A 14,726-nucleotide genomic window follows, 5' to 3' on the forward strand; every position below is an offset into this window, starting at 1 on the left:
CGATCAGGACAGGCCGCCATTTCCGCGGCTGCTTGTCAAGGCTGGCCGGGTTACGCCAGGCTTCCCTGCAATACCGTTAGCCTGGCTTTCTTCGGCATGCGGGCGGTCAGCCATTCGAGCGCCTTGTCATGCGGCATCGGGAAGGCGATGGAATAGCCCTGCACCTGGTCGCAGCCGATCGCCATCAGCGAGTCGAGCTCGGCCTCGGTTTCGGCACCCTCGGCGACGATGGAGATGCCCAGCCCCCGGGCAAGTTCAGTGATGGCGCGCACGATCTTGGAGTTGTCGCCATTCTCGTGGATGTTTTGCACGAAGCGACGGTCGATCTTGAGCCTGTCGATCTCGTTGGGATTGACGTGGCTGAGCGAAGCATAGCCGGTGCCGAAATCATCGAGTTCCAGATGCACGCCGGCCGCCCTGATATGACGCAGCTTCGCCGCGATGCCAGTCTTCTCGTCGTCCAGAATGACGGATTCGACGATTTCCAGCGACAGTTTCTGCGGCGGCAGTCCGGCTTTCTCCAGCGTATCGAACAAAAACGCATCGAAATCATGCTCGCGCAACTCGGTACCCGAGACATTGACCGCAAGCCGGCCGAAGGCAATCCCGGCACGGTTCCACTCGGCGGCCTCGTTGATCGCCTTGCTGATCACGATGCGGCCGATCTCCGGCATGAAGCCGCATTTCTCGGCGACCGGGATGAATTCGCCCGGCGAGATCATGCCGCGCTCGGGATGATTCCAGCGCACGAGCGCTTCGATGCCGCTGATGGTGCCGTCGGTCAGCGAGACCTGCGGCTGGAAATAGACCTGGAACGCCTTTTCGGAAATGGCGACCTTGATGTCATGTTCGAGCTGCTTGCGGTAGTCGAGTTCGCGGCGCAGTTCCTCCGAGAAGAACGAGAAGTTGCCGCCCCCCATTTTCTTGGCGGAGTAGAGCGCCAGATCGGCATGGACGAGCAGGTCCTGCGCGTTGTCGGCATCGATCGGATAGACCGCGATGCCGCCGCTGGCGCCCGGAAGAATGGTGGTGCCCTGGAACACGATCGGCTCATTGATATGCACCAGGATGCGCCGTGCCAGCATGTTGATGTCCTCGGTGCTGCCGGCTCCGTTGAGGATCATCACGAATTCGTCGCCGCCGAGCCGCGCGCACAGATCCGACGCGCGGCAGGAATCGCGCATGCGCTGTGCCGTCACGACCAGGACATAGTCGCCGGCGGCGTGGCCCAGCGTATCGTTGATCTGCTTGAAGCGATCGAGGTCGAGCTGGACTACGGCCAGGCGCTCGCGCCGGCGATGCGCGCCCTTGATCAGCGTCTCGAAATGGTCGGTGAGGAAGGTGCGGTTGTGCAGGCCGGTCAGGCCGTCATGCACCGCGATGAAGGCCATCGAATTGCGCGCGTCGACCAACTCACGCGTCTTGCGCAGGATCGCGTTGGACATCGGCCTGAAGATGAACAGCGCCACCAGCAGGATGACGCCGAGTGTGGCGTAGAACAGCGTGCGGTGGAGGGAGAGCAGCTTTTCGGAGCGCTCGTCGGCATCGGCGCTGATGCGCTGGCCGAGCGCGGCATAGCCCGACAGCGTGGCATTGGCGACCGAGGCATCGAGATTGACGCGTTCGGCGCCGCCCTTGTAGCCGCCATTGTCGCCAAGATTGAGCTGCGATTCCAGTGCAGAGACCAGCCGGTCGCCATTGGCGATCAGGCCAACCGAGAAATAGTCGAGATGGAAGGGCTTGGCGAAAAGCACGCTCTGGATCGACTTCGCATCGAGCTTGGCCGGCGATTGCGGATCCGCGCCCGTCTGCTTGAGCAGCAGATCGTAGTTCGTCTCGAACTCCGCCGTGGCCTGCTTCAGCGCGCTGACCAGCGCCGGCTGCTTGTCGCGCGAGGCGGCGCCCGTTGCGTTGGCCAGGAAGACGATGCGCTGCGACAGCGTCTTCTGCGTACCGACGATGTCGAGCAAGGTGTTGTTGTGCTGCTGCGTGGCCATCGTCTGCTGCAGCAGGACGAAGGAGGCCGCGACCATGGCGGCAATGATCAGCAGCGCCAGCCAGTAGCCAGCCTTGATCAGCAGTATGAGCTTGCCTGAAACGGTTTGCACCGGCTGCTGAGACATGTTCGGGGGCGGTCCTCTCGCCAACGGATTTATGCGAGCACCATTGAACTGCAAACGTTAACAGGACTGGAAATCGACGGCCGCCCGGCGCGGACGAGAGGCGGAAAGATCACGAAATGGTTATCGGGTTCTTTCGCGGCCGCCCCGCATTTGAGCATTCGTCGGCCCATGCGTTTCCGGGTGGTCACCTGGGCAATGTCGGAACGTCCCAGCTGATGCTGCCCGGCCACCTGATCCGGTCGCTTTTACGATGGATTTTTTGTGCGGGCGGGACGACAGTCTGCCGACGTCAAACGGGGCCCGATCATGACCGCAGCATTTCTCTCCCATATCGACAGCGAGCTTGCAGGGTTGAAATCCGCCGGGCTCTACAAGTCCGAGCGGGTGATTTCCTCGATGCAGTCGGCTGAGATCGAGGTCGGCGGCGAGAAAGTGCTGAACTTCTGCGCCAACAACTATCTCGGCCTTGCCGACAGCGCGGAGCTGCGCGCCGCGGCCGCGCAGGCGCTCGACCGCTACGGCTACGGCATGGCCTCGGTGCGCTTCATCTGCGGGACGCAGGAAGAACACAAGCAGCTCGAGACGACGATTTCATCGTTCCTCGGCTTGGAGGACACCATCCTCTACGGCTCCTGCTTCGACGCCAATGGCGGCCTGTTCGAGACGCTGCTTGGCGAGGAAGACGCAATCATTTCCGACGCGCTCAATCACGCCTCGATCATCGACGGCGTCCGGCTGTCAAAGGCCAAACGCTTTCGCTACGCCAACAACGACATGGCCGATCTCGAGGCACGCCTGAAGGAAGCCAAGGATTGCCGCTTCCGGCTGATCGCCACCGACGGCGTGTTTTCCATGGACGGCATCATCGCCAATCTCTCAGGCGTCTGCGACCTGGCCGAAAAATACGACGCCATGGTCATGGTGGATGACAGCCATGCGGTCGGCTTCGTCGGCGGAAACGGGCGCGGTTCGCCCGAGCATTGCGGTGTCGAGGGCAGGGTTGACATCATCACGGGCACGCTCGGCAAGGCGCTCGGCGGCGCTTCGGGCGGCTACACCTCGGGCAAGAAGCAGGTGGTCGACTGGCTGCGCCAGCGCTCGCGGCCTTATCTCTTCTCCAACACGCTGATGCCGGCGATCGCCGGCGCCTCGATCAAGGTGTTCGAGCTGATCCGCAATGGCGACGGATTGCGCGAGCGCCTATATGCCAATGCGGCGCGGTTCAGGTCCCAGATGGGCAAGCTTGGCTTCACGCTGGCCGGGGCCGACCATCCGATTATCCCGGTGATGCTGGGCGATGCCACATTGGCGCAGGAGATGGCGGCGCGCATGCTGAAGCGTGGTATCTACGTCATTGGATTCTCATTCCCTGTGGTGCCGAAGGGCCAGGCCCGCATCCGCACCCAGATGTCGGCGGCGCACTCCAGCGCCGACATCGACCGGGCCGTGGAAGCGTTCGGAGCGGTCGGCAGGGAATTGGGCGTGATTTCCTGAAGGGCCGGTAGCGAAAAGCGATTCCGGATCAAGAGATTCAAGGGACAAGAGAATGTCGAACATGATGAAGGCACTGGTGAAGGCCAAGGCCGAACCGGGCATCTGGATGGAAGAGGTTCCGGTGCCGGAGATCGGCCCGAACGATGTGCTGATCAAGATCAAGAAGACCGCGATCTGCGGCACCGATGTCCACATCTACAACTGGGACCAGTGGGCGCAAAAGACGGTTCCTGTGCCGATGGTGACCGGCCACGAATTCGTCGGCACGGTAGCCGACTTTGGTGCCGCGGTCACCGAATACAAGGTCGGCCAGCGGGTGTCGGGCGAGGGACACATCGTCTGCGGCCATTGCCGCAACTGCCGCGCGGGCAGGGGACATCTGTGCCGTAACACGCTCGGCGTCGGCGTCAACCGTCCGGGCGCCTTCGGCGAGTACCTGGCCATTCCCCAGCACAATGTGGTGCCGATCCCCGACGACGTGCCGGACGAGATTGCCGCGATCTTCGATCCCCTGGGCAATGCGGTCCACACGGCGTTGTCCTTCGATCTGGTCGGCGAGGATGTGCTGGTCACCGGCGCCGGACCGATCGGCATCATGGGCGCGCTGGTGGCGCAGTGCGTCGGCGCACGCAAGGTTGTCATCACCGACATCAACCCGGTGCGCCTGGCGCTGGCGAAGAAACTCGGCGTCCAGCATGTCGTCGACGCTTCGCAGGAGAAGCTGCGCGACGTCATGCCAGCACTCGGCATGACTGAAGGTTTCGATGTCGGGTTGGAGATGTCGGGCGCCGCACCTGCCTTCCGCGACATGATCGACACCATGAACAATGGCGGCAAGATCGCCATCCTCGGCATCGCCCCGACTGGTTTCGAGATCGACTGGAACAAGGTCATCTTCAAGATGCTGCACTTGAAGGGCATCTACGGCCGCGAGATGTTCGAGACCTGGTACAAGATGATCGCCCTGGTGCAGGGCCCGCTCGACGTCTCGGCGCTCATCACGCACCGCATCGGCATCGACGATTTCCAGGCCGGCTTCGATGCGATGCGCAGCGGCAGTTCCGGCAAGGTGGTGATGGACTGGTAACGGCGCGCATAGCGCTATCCGGTGAAACGTCTGCGCGAGGCGTCCCCTCTGTCCTGCCGGACAGAGGTGGCGCTGTCCCGCCAGCCTATCCCCATTCTTTCAGCGCTACTTTTCTTCCAACGCCTTCTCCAGCGCCGCCACCCCACGCACAATCGCCGCACGTTCGTCCACGCCAAGTTTCGCCAGCAGTTCCCGCTCGAAATTCTGCGCCAGCGGCACCATCTCGCGATAGGCTGCAAGCCCGGCGTTGGTAAGCGTCAAGTGCTCGACGCGGCGGTCGTTCTCGTCAGGTGTTCGTACCAGCCAGCGCCGCCGTTCTAACTCGGCCACGGCGCGCGAGACCTTGGTCTTGTGCATGGCCGACTGCTCGCCAAGTTCCGTCGCGGTCATCGTGCCGCGCTGTCCCAATCCCGACAACGTGCGCCATTCGGGCCGGGTCAGGCCATGGCGGTCCTTGTAGACCTTCGAGAATTCGCGGCTGACCGCATCTGCAAGGCGGTAGAGCCGGTAGGGCAGAAAGCTTTCGAGTTCGAGAATGTCCATTGCCGCATCCGGGAAAAACGGAAGATTGATAGTTACATTTTCGATGGTTACAGATGAAACCAATTTGGTCAATCCGGGAGGAAGCAATGGCCTTTTCCTATATGCCGGGTTTCGGCAACGACTTCGAAACCGAAACCTTGCCCGGCTCGCTGCCGCAGGGACGCAACTCGCCGCAGCGGCCGGCCTACGGCCTCTATGCCGAGCAGCTTTCAGGCTCGCCCTTCACCGCGCCGCGCGGCACCAATGAGCGCTCCTGGCTCTATCGCATCCGGCCGAGCGTCAAGCACACGGGCAGGTTCAAGGCGGCGAGTTATCCCCTGTGGAAGAGCGCGCCCAATGTCGGCGACCACGAGCTGGCGCTTGGCCAGTACCGCTGGAATCCGGTGCCGATGCCGAAAGAGCCGACCGACTTCATTAACGGTATGCGCACCATCACCACCGCCGGCGACGTGCTTGGCCAGGCCGGCATGGCTGCCCATGTCTATGTCGCCAACCGCTCGATGACCGACGATCATTTCTTCAACGCCGACGGCGAGCTGCTGATCGTGCCGCAGGTGGGCAGCTTGCGCTTCATCACCGAGATGGGCGTCATCGAGCTTCGGCCCGGTGAAATCGCCGTGCTGCCGCGCGGCCTCGTCTTCAAGGTCGAACTGGTCGACGCCGAAGTGCGCGGCTATGTCTGCGAGAATTACGGCGCCAAGCTGACGCTGCCTGACCGCGGCCCGATCGGCGCCAATTGCCTGGCCAACCCGCGCGACTTCAAGACGCCTTGCGCCTGGTTCGAGGAGAAGGAGACGCCGTGCCGGCTGATCGTGAAATGGTGCGGCAATTTTCACGTCACCGAGATCGGCCATTCGCCGCTCGACGTCGTTGCCTGGCATGGCAACTACGCGCCCTATAAATATGATCTGGCGACCTTTTCGCCGGTCGGTGCGCTGCTGTTCGATCACCCCGATCCGTCGATCTTCACCGTGCTGACGGCGCCGAGCGGCGAGGAAGGCACCGCCAACATCGATTTCGTCATCTTCCCGCCGCGCTGGCTGGTGGCGGAAGATACGTTCCGGCCGCCCTGGTACCATCGCAACATCATGAGCGAGTTCATGGGCCTGATCCATGGCCAGTACGACGCCAAGGAGGAAGGTTTTGTCCCCGGCGGCATCAGCCTGCACAATCTGATGCTGGCCCATGGCCCGGATGCGCCTGGCTTCGAAAAAGCCTCGCGCGCGGACCTGAAACCGGTCAAGCTCGACAACACCATGGCCTTCATGTTCGAAACCCGCTTTCCGCAGATGCTGACCCGCTACGGCGCCGAACTCGAAACCCGGCAGGACAATTACATCGATTGCTGGGCCGACCTGAAGAAGCGGTTCAATGGCACGCCCGAGGGCGACTGGTCTTGAGCGGCAAGCCAATGCCGGACCGGCTGGTGCTGCTCGGGTCGAAAGGCGGTCCGGCACTGCGGCCGGGCGGGCCGTGGCCGAGCTCGACGCTGCTCGAAATCGGCGGGCGAGCCATCGTCGTCGATTGCGGGCTCGGCGTGACGCGCGGTCTGGTCGATGCCGGTGTCAGCCTGAAGGCACTCGACCTGATCTTCATCACGCATCTGCATTCCGACCATGTGCTGGAACTCGGGCCGCTGATCCACACCGCATGGACGGCTGGCTTGGCGACGCCGGTCACCGTGTTCGGGCCGCCTGGGCTTGGCCACTACTGGCGGCGCTTTTGTCAGGCGATGGAATTCGACATCGAGATCCGCATCGCCGACGAGGGCCGCCCCGATATTCGCGAGTTGGTCTCTATCGACGAATTCGGCCAAGGGCATGTGGTCGAGGAGCGCGGACTGAAGGTGACGGCACTGCGCGTCGACCATCCGCCGGTGACCGATTGCTTCGCCTTGCGCTTCGAGCATGGGGGAAACAGCGTGGTGTTCTCGGCCGATACTGCTTTCTTTCCGCCGCTGGCCGATTTTGCCGATGGCGCTGCTATCCTCGTCCATGAAGCCATGCTGGAAGAAGGCATCGAGCGGCTGGTTGCCAGAACCGGCAATGGCGCGCGGCTCAGGGAACATCTGCTCGCCAGTCACAGCTTTGCCGAGGAGGCAGGCCGTATCGCCAGCGATGCCGGCGTCAAAAGATTGGTGCTCAATCACCTCATTCCAGCCGACGATACCGAGATCGGCGAGGTCGACTGGATAGCCGCTGTCAGGAAAACATGGGCTGGCGACTTGACGATCGCTCGCGACGGCCTTGTTGTGGAGTTAAGCGGCGCCAAGGCCGCATCAGGAGAGGGAACCGCATGAAGCTTGCCACGCTGAAGGACGGAACACGCGACGGAAAACTCGTCGTCGTTTCGCGCGACCTGACGCAATACACGGACGCCTCGTTCCTGGCGCGGACGCTGCAGGCCGCACTCGACGACTGGCGCAGGATCTCGCCGCATCTCGCGACCATAGCGGAATCGCTGGAGAACAATGCGATGCCGGCGGCCCGTTTTCACGAGCATGACGCGCATTCGCCGCTGCCGCGCGCCTATCAATGGGCCGACGGCTCGGCCTATGTGAACCATGTCGAACTGGTGCGGAAGGCGCGCGGCGTTGAGATGCCGGCAAGCTTCTGGACCGACCCGCTGATCTACCAGGGTGGCTCGGATTCCTTCGTTGCCCCGCGCGATCCGATCCGTCTAGCGGACGAGGCCTTCGGCATCGACATGGAAGCCGAGATCGCCGTCATCGTCGACGATGTGCCGATGGGCGCCAGTCTCGATGAGGCGCGCGCCGCAATCCGGCTGGTCATGCTGGTCAACGATGTCACGCTGCGCGCGCTGACCGGGCCGGAACTGGCCAAGGGATTCGGCTTCTTCCAGTCGAAACCGTCCTCCGCCTTCTCTCCGGTCGCGGTGACGCCGGATGAGCTGGGCGATGCCTGGGACGGCGGCAAGGTCAATCTGCCGCTGCTTGCCGACATCAACGGCAAGCCGTTCGGCCGCGCCGATGCCGGTGTCGACATGACCTTCGATTTTCCGGCGCTGATTGCTCACGCCGCCCGCACAAGGCCGCTGGTATCAGGCACCATCATCGGCTCTGGTACGGTGTCCAACAAACTCGACGGCGGCCCGGGCAAGCCGGTCTCTGCGGGCGGAGCCGGTTATTCCTGCATCGCCGAACTGCGCATGATCGAGACCATTGTGTCAGGCGAGCCCAAGACACCTTTCCTGCGCTTCGGCGACACCGTGCGCATCGAGATGAAGGACAGATCAGGGCATTCGATCTTCGGCGCCATCGAGCAGAAGGTCGAGAAATACCAGCGGTAGGCACAATGAGGTTTGAGTGATGGACCTGCTGGATTATCTGCGTCGCATGGCGAAGAACAATCTCTGGTCGAACGACCGGCTCTATCGCGCCGTGCTTGCGCTGAAGCCCGGTGAATTCGAGGCCGAGCGCACCAACTTTTTCCCGTCGATCAAGGCAACGCTCAACCATGTCCTCGCGGTCGATCATCTCTATCTCGATTTTCTCGAAGACGGCGGCCTCGGTGCGGCTGCCTACGATGACTTCGTGCCTTTCGATGCCGCGCCGGAGCTTTACCTGGCTCAGCTTGCGGCCGACCGGCGGCTGATCGCCTTCTGCGATGGCCTGTCGAAGGCCGATCTCGATCGCAGCGTCGTCACCGACCGGCGCGAGGACGGCATGATCCCGGAAAAGATCGGCGATATCCTGGCGCACGTCTTCCTGCACGACATCCACCATCGGGGCCAGGTGCATGCCATGCTCGCGGGTACCTCCGTAGCGCCGCCGCAGCTCGACGAGTTCCTGCTCGATTATGACGTTAAGTTGAGAACAGCGGAGGTCGAACGGCTGGGATTATGAAACGTCATGCCAGCGCGACGTCATAGAGAGCAAATTGCTTGTCCGCTGTCAGGATGGTGAGATTCTCGACCTGCGCTTGGGCGATCAGCAGCCGGTCGAACGGATCGCCATGGTGGCGGGGAAGGCGGCCGACAACATGCGCATGCTGAAACGTGATGGTCAGCGGCTGGAATTGCATTCTCGGGAGTAGCGCCGGCAGGTCGTCCGGAACGTCGAGTTTGCCGATCGAGCGCTTGATCGCGATTTCCCAAACGCTTGCCGCGCTGGCGTAAACGGTCGCGTCCGATGCAAGGACAGCCCGATGCTCCTCGCTGAGTCGAGGGTCGTCCTTAATAGACCAAAGGATAATTTGCGTATCGGCAAGAAAGGAGCCGGCAGTCATTTGACGTATTCGTCCCATTCGGGACCGAGTTCGTCAAAATCGTCCGCTATCCAAATCTTGCCCTTTAAGGCGCCAATACGGGGCAGGAGATTTTCGCCGAGCGGTGGCACCAGCCGAGCCGCGATCTTGCCGTGACGTGTAAGCACGATCTCTTCGCCAGCTTGCGCACGGCTGATCAGTTCCGACAGTTTTGCCTTGGCTTCTGCAATGGACACATTCATGGGCTCGACCTCTTATGACCAAAATTTAGGTCATAATTAGTCGAGCCGCAAGCGGAGCCGGAGAAATTACTCTGCCGCCTGAACCTTGATCACACCGCGCTTGATCTGGTCCTGCTCGATCGATTCGAACAGCGCGCGGAAATTGCCCTCGCCAAAGCCTTCGTCGCCCTTGCGCTGGATGAACTCGAAGAAGATCGGCCCGATCACGGTCTTCGAAAAGATCTGCAAAAGAATCTTGGTCATGCCGCCGTCGACCACACCTTCGCCGTCGATCAGGATGCCATGCTTCTTCATCCGCTCGATCGGCTCGTCATGGCCGTTCACGCGGTCATACGACATGTCATAGTAGGTCTCGGGCGGGCCGGGCATGAATTTCAGCCCGTTCTCCGCGAGCTTGTCGGTGGCGGCGTAGATCTCGTCGGTTCCCACCGCGATGTGCTGGATGCCTTCGCCATTGTACTTCTTCAGATATTCGGCGATCTGGCTGGTTTCATCCTTGGACTCGTTGAGCGGAATGCGGATCTTGCCGCAGGGCGAGGTGATCGCCCGGCTGACCAGGCCCGTGATCTTGCCGTCGATGTCGAAGAAATGGATCTGCTTGAAACCGAACAAATTGCGGTAGAAATCCCACCATTTGTCCATCTGGCCGCGATAGACGTTGTGGGTCAGGTGGTCGAGGAAATAGAAGCCGACGCCTTGCGGCTTGGGGTCGCGTTCGCCGAGCCACTCGAATTCAGCGTCGTAGGCCGAGCCCTTCTTGCCATAGCTGTCGATGAAATAGAGCAGCGAGCCGCCGATGCCGACGATAGCAGGCACGTCGAGCGCCTTGTCGTCGCCTTCGTAAGGCATGGCGCCCTTCGAGACGGCATGCTCGAAAGCGTGCTTGGCATCGACCATCCGCCAGGCCATCGAGGCAGCACAGGGGCCGTGCTTGTCGGCGAATTTCATCGCATGCGAGCCGGGCTCGGCATTGACGACATAGTTGATGTCGCCCTGGCGCCAGACGGTGATGTCCTTGGTGCGATGCCTGGCTACCGCGACATAACCCATGCGGGTGAACAGCTCGGCCAGCTCCTGCGGCTCCGGATGCGCGAATTCGACGAACTCGAAACCGTCGGTGCCGGCGGGGTTGTCTTTGCTGATCGTGGCGGGCGGGGCGTCGTGCGGGAAAGGACCCATGATATCCTCCGGAAGCTGCTCGGCCTGAAAAGCCGCTCGAAACCATAATAGCGCGGAGCCCACGCACGGTGCTTGCATTTAAACGCTTGAAATGGTGATGTCATGCGCGAACCGTGCATGATGAAGGCAAAAGTCATGGATGACGCGCGCATTGACCAGTTCGACCGCAAGATAATGGCGCTTTTGCAAGGCGACGCGCGGCTCACCAACAACGATCTCTCCGAGCGGGTGAACCTCTCTGCCTCGCAATGCTCGCGCCGCCGCCAACGGTTGGAGGAGGACGGCTACATCAAGGGCTATCGAGCGGTGCTCGACCGCGACAAGCTCGGTTTCTCGCTGGTCAACGTCATCTCGGTGACACTGGCCACCCACAATCGCGACAATGCGCGCCGCTTCGGCGAATTGGTGGCACGGCTGCCCGAGGTGCAGGAGGCTCACGCACTGACCGGCGAGATGGATTACATCCTGAAGGTCGTAACGCCAGACCTCAAATCACTGTCGGAATTCGTCAACGGCGTGCTCCTGCCGCACGAATCCGTGCAGCATGTGAAGACGGCGATCGTGCTGGAGACGCTGAAGGAGACCGGCGCGCTGCCGATTTAACCCTTCGACTGCTGGATCAGCCCGTACAGATTGGTACAGCGGGCGCCGGAGCGGCAATAGGCGAACACCGGGCCGTCGAGTTCGTCGAGTGCCTCGGCCTGGTCGTCGACATTCTCTCGCGTGATCTGGCCGCTGATCACCGGAATGTAGCGAAAGGCGAGGCCAGCGGCCTCGACCGCGGCCTTGAGCGTGTCCGCCGAAGGCTGTCCCGGCTGCTCATCATCAGGCCGGTTGCAGATCACGCTCTTGAAGCCGGCTTCCTTGATGGCGGCAACGTCCTCGGGCTGGATCTGGCCCGAGACCGAATAGTCTTCGCTGATCTGGCGGTATTCCATGGCTCGTATCCTCGCGATCTCTTTGACGGCAGTCTTGCCACTCCGGGAGGGGGGCGGCAATCCGCATCGAAGGAATTCTCTGCCAAATAGACATCGCGCGCCAGAAAATCCAACCGGGCCGATACGGCCCGGCTGGCCGCAGATCAAACTCAGCTGCCGAGAATGGCGCCTTTGATCTGGCGGATGTTGTTGTGCATCATGTCGATATAGGTCGAGCCGGGGCCGTCGGGCTGCGACAGCGCGTCCGAGTAAAGCGTGCCGCCGACCTTGATGCCGGTCTCGCTGGCAATCTGCTCGATCAGGCGAGTGTTGGTGATGTTCTCGACGAAGATGGCCGCGGCCTTGTCCTGCTTGACCTGCTCGACCAACTTGGCGACATCGGCGGCCGACGGCTCGGAATCGGTCGAGATACCTTGCGGGGCGAGGAAGGTCAGGCCGTATTCGTGCTCGAAATAGCCGAAGGCGTCATGCGAGGTGATGACGACGCGCTTTGCTTCGGGGATCGACTGGATCGCCGCCTTCACTTCGCCTTCCAGCGCGTCGAGCTTCTTGGTGTAGGCGGCGGCATTGGTCTGGTAGCTGACGCAGCCGTCGCTGTCGGCCGCACAGAAAGCTTCGGCGATGTTCTTCACATAGATTCTGGCATTGGCGATCGACTGGAAGGCGTGCGGGTCTGTGACCGTCTTGCCGCCGCCGGTGCCGGCGCCTTCGGCCGCGTCGGCTTCGGCGAATTCAGGCTTGAAGTCGATCGGCGTCACTCCCTTGGTCAGCGTGACGATCGAGGCCTTGGTGGCGCTGGCATCGACCAGCCGCTGCAGGAAACCTTCGAAATGCAGGCCGTTGACCAGCACGATGTCGGCCTTCGCCATGGCGACCGCGTCGGCAGGGCTTGGCTCATAGACATGGGCGTCGCCATCCGGCCCGACAATCGTGGTGATCGCGACGCGGTCGCCGCCGACGTTTTTGGCAAAGTCGGCAATGACCGTAAAGCTGGCGACCACCTTCAGCGGCGCCGCGAAGGCCGATGATGCGCCAAAGGCAGTTAATGTTATAACGCTCAACGTCAGGCCGGCACGGATCGTTTTCAGCATAAGCGGGGTTCCTTCTAGAGGGTGAGGCGGATCAGGCCGTTCTGTGACGGTGATGGATGATGCGACCGCGCAGGATGCCGCGCGTGCCAAACAGGATCGAGGCGAAATAGACGACACCGGCCGACAGGATGATGGCCGGGCCGGACGGCAACGACGCATGATAGGACAAGAGCAATCCGGCAATGCAGGAGGCAAAGCCGATCAGCACCGCCAGTACGCACATCGGCTCGACGCGTGCGGTCCAGAATCGCGCGGCTGCCGCCGGCAGCATCATCAATCCGACGGATAGCAACGTGCCGAGCGCTTGGAAGCCGCCGACGAGGTTGAGCACGACGAGGCCGAGGAAGATGAAATGCACCGGGCTGCCCATGCGGCTGACCGAACGCAGGAACAGCGGGTCGAGGCATTCGGCGACCAGCGCCCGCCAGAAGATGGCCAGGCTGGCCAACGTCACCGCGACGATGCCGGCAATCAGCATCAATGCCTCGTTGTTGAGCGCCAGCACCGTGCCGAACAGCACATGCATGAGATCGACGCTGGAGCCGCGGATCGACACCATCAGCACGCCGATGGCGAGCGAAATCAGATAGAAGGCGGCCATCGAGGCGTCCTCGCGCTGGATGGTGAAGCGCGAGACAGCGCCAGCGCCGAGCGCGACGATGACGCCGGCGATCAGGCCGCCAATGGTCATAGGCAGGATTTCAAGGCCATAGAACAGGAAGCCGGCGGCCGCCCCTGGCAGGATGGCATGCGCCATGGCGTCACCCGACAGGCTCATGCGCCGCAGCATCAGGAAGACGCCGATGGGGCAGGCGCCGAGCGACAGCATCAGCGAGCCGAACAGCGCCCGCTGCATGAAGCCGAAATCGGCGAAGGGAGCAATGAAGAGACTGTAGAGCGCGTCCATCAGGCGGCCCTCGGTCCGGCGCCATGGTGATGGTCGTGATCATGGCCATGATGATCATGATCATGGCCATGAGCGTGCTCGTCAGGCTCGCACCAGGGGGCGTTCTCTTCCCAGGCTTCGTGGAAGCGGCGCGCGCGCAGCAGGTTCTCAGGCTTCAGCGTCTCCCGGGTATCGCCCCAGGCAACCGGCTGGCGGGCAAGCAGCAGTGTTTCGGGAAAATTCTGGCGCACCAGGTCCAGATCATGGACCACCACCATGATGGTGCGCTCTTCGCCATGCCAGCGCTTGATCAGGGCAATGAGGTCACCGACCGTCTTGGCGTCGACCGCGTTGAAGGGCTCGTCGAGCAGGATCAGGTCGGCATCCTGCAACAGCACGCGGGCAAACAGCGTGCGCTGCAGCTGGCCGCCCGACAGCGTGTCGATCGGCCGCTTCTCGAAGCCGCCGAGGCCGACGGCCATCAATGCCTGGCTGACGGCTTCGCGGTCTTCCCTGGTGTAGCGGCCAAGCATGCCGCGCTTCGGCCACAGGCCAAGCGAGACCAGATCGACGACGCGGGCGGGAAAGGAGCGATCGAGTTCCGACTGCTGCGGCAGATAAGCTGCCCGCACGCCCGACGCGCGGATGACCTCGCCGGCCATTGGCTTCAGCACGCCGACAATACCCTTCATCAGCGTCGATTTTCCGGAGCCGTTGGCCCCGACCACGGCCGTCAGCGAACCCTTGCGGATCGTGCCATCGAGGTGATGGATCGCGGGATGGCTGTTGTAACCCAGCGTCAGGTCACGGAAGGTTAGGCAGGTCTGGGTCATATCATTCCGTTGGGAAATCGGGCCTGGCCGTGATAGCGGCCGTTGGATATGTGATGTTATTACATTAGTCAACAGGCCAATCCG

16 protein-coding genes are annotated in these 14,726 nt (G+C 62.2%); 7 read left to right on the plus strand and 9 right to left on the minus strand.

What is annotated here, in order from left to right; translation table 11 throughout:
- Nucleotides 1–50 precede the first annotated feature (50 nt).
- Entirely contained in the window at nucleotides 51–2,123 is a 2,073-nt protein-coding gene (locus FJ527_RS27695) for an EAL domain-containing protein (protein ID WP_015318328.1), read from the minus strand.
- Nucleotides 2,124–2,429: 306 nt separating this feature from the next.
- Between FJ527_RS27695 and FJ527_RS27700 the strand changes: the two genes are divergently transcribed.
- Both FJ527_RS27700 and tdh read left to right on the plus strand, forming a co-directional pair.
- Entirely contained in the window at nucleotides 2,430–3,617 is a 1,188-nt protein-coding gene (locus FJ527_RS27700; RefSeq protein WP_140824552.1) for a glycine C-acetyltransferase, read from the plus strand.
- Between the two features lie 52 nt (nucleotides 3,618–3,669).
- A complete protein-coding gene (gene tdh / locus FJ527_RS27705; RefSeq protein WP_015318326.1) occupies nucleotides 3,670–4,704 on the plus strand; it encodes an L-threonine 3-dehydrogenase in 1,035 nt (344 codons plus the stop codon).
- A 105-nt stretch (nucleotides 4,705–4,809) separates the two neighbouring features.
- On the opposite strand, the gene FJ527_RS27710 is transcribed toward tdh, so the two are convergent.
- The gene (locus FJ527_RS27710) at nucleotides 4,810–5,247 is read right to left on the minus strand and encodes a MarR family transcriptional regulator (RefSeq protein ID WP_140824553.1); all 438 of its coding nucleotides are present in this window, start codon (nucleotides 5,245–5,247) and stop codon (nucleotides 4,810–4,812) included.
- An 86-nt stretch (nucleotides 5,248–5,333) separates the two neighbouring features.
- On the opposite strand from FJ527_RS27710, the gene hmgA reads away from it, so the two are divergent.
- From hmgA to FJ527_RS27730, 4 genes are read left to right on the plus strand one after another with little or no spacing between them, the layout of a single operon-like run.
- The gene (hmgA, locus tag FJ527_RS27715) at nucleotides 5,334–6,647 is read left to right on the plus strand and encodes a homogentisate 1,2-dioxygenase (protein ID WP_140824554.1); all 1,314 of its coding nucleotides are present in this window, start codon (nucleotides 5,334–5,336) and stop codon (nucleotides 6,645–6,647) included.
- A gap of 11 nt (nucleotides 6,648–6,658) precedes the next feature.
- Nucleotides 6,659–7,546 carry an MBL fold metallo-hydrolase gene (locus tag FJ527_RS27720; RefSeq protein WP_181166519.1) on the plus strand — a complete coding sequence of 296 codons (888 nt, stop codon included), beginning with the start codon at nucleotides 6,659–6,661 and terminating at the stop codon, nucleotides 7,544–7,546.
- Nucleotides 7,543–8,556 carry a fumarylacetoacetate hydrolase family protein gene (locus tag FJ527_RS27725; protein WP_140824556.1) on the plus strand — a complete coding sequence of 338 codons (1,014 nt, stop codon included), beginning with the start codon at nucleotides 7,543–7,545 and terminating at the stop codon, nucleotides 8,554–8,556. The genes FJ527_RS27720 and FJ527_RS27725 overlap by 4 nt, the downstream gene beginning before the upstream one ends.
- A gap of 19 nt (nucleotides 8,557–8,575) precedes the next feature.
- Complete coding sequence (locus FJ527_RS27730) at nucleotides 8,576–9,112, plus strand: DinB family protein (RefSeq protein WP_140824568.1); 537 nt, start codon at nucleotides 8,576–8,578, stop codon at nucleotides 9,110–9,112.
- A 4-nt stretch (nucleotides 9,113–9,116) separates the two neighbouring features.
- Here the strand turns inward: FJ527_RS27730 and FJ527_RS27735 are convergent, their stop codons facing one another.
- The 3 genes from FJ527_RS27735 to hppD form a co-directional block, all read right to left on the minus strand.
- Nucleotides 9,117–9,494, minus strand: a complete 378-nt coding sequence (locus tag FJ527_RS27735; protein WP_015318320.1) for a type II toxin-antitoxin system VapC family toxin — start codon at nucleotides 9,492–9,494, stop codon at nucleotides 9,117–9,119.
- Entirely contained in the window at nucleotides 9,491–9,715 is a 225-nt protein-coding gene (locus FJ527_RS27740) for a type II toxin-antitoxin system prevent-host-death family antitoxin (RefSeq protein ID WP_015318319.1), read from the minus strand. Before FJ527_RS27740 ends, FJ527_RS27735 begins: the two co-directional genes overlap by 4 nt.
- 66 nt (nucleotides 9,716–9,781) lie before the next feature.
- Nucleotides 9,782–10,894, minus strand: coding sequence for a 4-hydroxyphenylpyruvate dioxygenase (gene hppD / locus FJ527_RS27745; protein ID WP_140824557.1), 1,113 nt, complete (start codon nucleotides 10,892–10,894; stop codon nucleotides 9,782–9,784).
- Between the two features lie 135 nt (nucleotides 10,895–11,029).
- On the opposite strand from hppD, the gene FJ527_RS27750 reads away from it, so the two are divergent.
- A complete protein-coding gene (locus tag FJ527_RS27750; RefSeq protein ID WP_041163864.1) occupies nucleotides 11,030–11,497 on the plus strand; it encodes an Lrp/AsnC family transcriptional regulator in 468 nt (155 codons plus the stop codon).
- On the opposite strand, the gene FJ527_RS27755 is transcribed toward FJ527_RS27750, so the two are convergent.
- The 4 genes from FJ527_RS27755 to aztA form a co-directional block, all read right to left on the minus strand.
- Complete coding sequence (locus FJ527_RS27755) at nucleotides 11,494–11,832, minus strand: TIGR01244 family sulfur transferase (RefSeq protein WP_015318316.1); 339 nt, start codon at nucleotides 11,830–11,832, stop codon at nucleotides 11,494–11,496. The genes FJ527_RS27750 and FJ527_RS27755 overlap by 4 nt on opposite strands.
- Nucleotides 11,833–11,981: 149 nt before the next feature.
- Entirely contained in the window at nucleotides 11,982–12,923 is a 942-nt protein-coding gene (aztC, locus tag FJ527_RS27760; RefSeq protein WP_140717685.1) for a zinc ABC transporter substrate-binding protein AztC, read from the minus strand.
- A gap of 31 nt (nucleotides 12,924–12,954) precedes the next feature.
- Nucleotides 12,955–13,830, minus strand: a complete 876-nt coding sequence (gene aztB, locus FJ527_RS27765; RefSeq protein ID WP_015318314.1) for a zinc ABC transporter permease AztB — start codon at nucleotides 13,828–13,830, stop codon at nucleotides 12,955–12,957.
- Entirely contained in the window at nucleotides 13,830–14,642 is an 813-nt protein-coding gene (gene aztA / locus FJ527_RS27770; RefSeq protein WP_015318313.1) for a zinc ABC transporter ATP-binding protein AztA, read from the minus strand. The genes aztB and aztA overlap by 1 nt, the downstream gene beginning before the upstream one ends.
- Between the last annotated feature and the right edge of the window lie 84 nt (nucleotides 14,643–14,726).

The organism is Mesorhizobium sp. B2-4-18 (assembly GCF_006441385.1).
Classification (GTDB): Bacteria; Pseudomonadota; Alphaproteobacteria; order Rhizobiales; family Rhizobiaceae; genus Mesorhizobium; species Mesorhizobium australicum.

Coding starts and splice junctions, on each gene's coding strand:
- FJ527_RS27695 (WP_015318328.1), bottom strand. CDS start 2,123: ATGTCTCAGCAGCCGGTGCAAACCGTTTCAGGCAAGCTCATACTGCTG.
- FJ527_RS27700 (WP_140824552.1), top strand. CDS start 2,430: ATGACCGCAGCATTTCTCTCCCATATCGACAGCGAGCTTGCAGGGTTG.
- tdh (WP_015318326.1), top strand. CDS start 3,670: ATGTCGAACATGATGAAGGCACTGGTGAAGGCCAAGGCCGAACCGGGC.
- FJ527_RS27710 (WP_140824553.1), bottom strand. CDS start 5,247: ATGGACATTCTCGAACTCGAAAGCTTTCTGCCCTACCGGCTCTACCGC.
- hmgA (WP_140824554.1), top strand. CDS start 5,334: ATGGCCTTTTCCTATATGCCGGGTTTCGGCAACGACTTCGAAACCGAA.
- FJ527_RS27720 (WP_181166519.1), top strand. CDS start 6,659: ATGCCGGACCGGCTGGTGCTGCTCGGGTCGAAAGGCGGTCCGGCACTG.
- FJ527_RS27725 (WP_140824556.1), top strand. CDS start 7,543: ATGAAGCTTGCCACGCTGAAGGACGGAACACGCGACGGAAAACTCGTC.
- FJ527_RS27730 (WP_140824568.1), top strand. CDS start 8,576: ATGGACCTGCTGGATTATCTGCGTCGCATGGCGAAGAACAATCTCTGG.
- FJ527_RS27735 (WP_015318320.1), bottom strand. CDS start 9,494: ATGACTGCCGGCTCCTTTCTTGCCGATACGCAAATTATCCTTTGGTCT.
- FJ527_RS27740 (WP_015318319.1), bottom strand. CDS start 9,715: ATGAATGTGTCCATTGCAGAAGCCAAGGCAAAACTGTCGGAACTGATC.
- hppD (WP_140824557.1), bottom strand. CDS start 10,894: ATGGGTCCTTTCCCGCACGACGCCCCGCCCGCCACGATCAGCAAAGAC.
- FJ527_RS27750 (WP_041163864.1), top strand. CDS start 11,030: ATGGATGACGCGCGCATTGACCAGTTCGACCGCAAGATAATGGCGCTT.
- FJ527_RS27755 (WP_015318316.1), bottom strand. CDS start 11,832: ATGGAATACCGCCAGATCAGCGAAGACTATTCGGTCTCGGGCCAGATC.
- aztC (WP_140717685.1), bottom strand. CDS start 12,923: ATGCTGAAAACGATCCGTGCCGGCCTGACGTTGAGCGTTATAACATTA.
- aztB (WP_015318314.1), bottom strand. CDS start 13,830: ATGGACGCGCTCTACAGTCTCTTCATTGCTCCCTTCGCCGATTTCGGC.
- aztA (WP_015318313.1), bottom strand. CDS start 14,642: ATGACCCAGACCTGCCTAACCTTCCGTGACCTGACGCTGGGTTACAAC.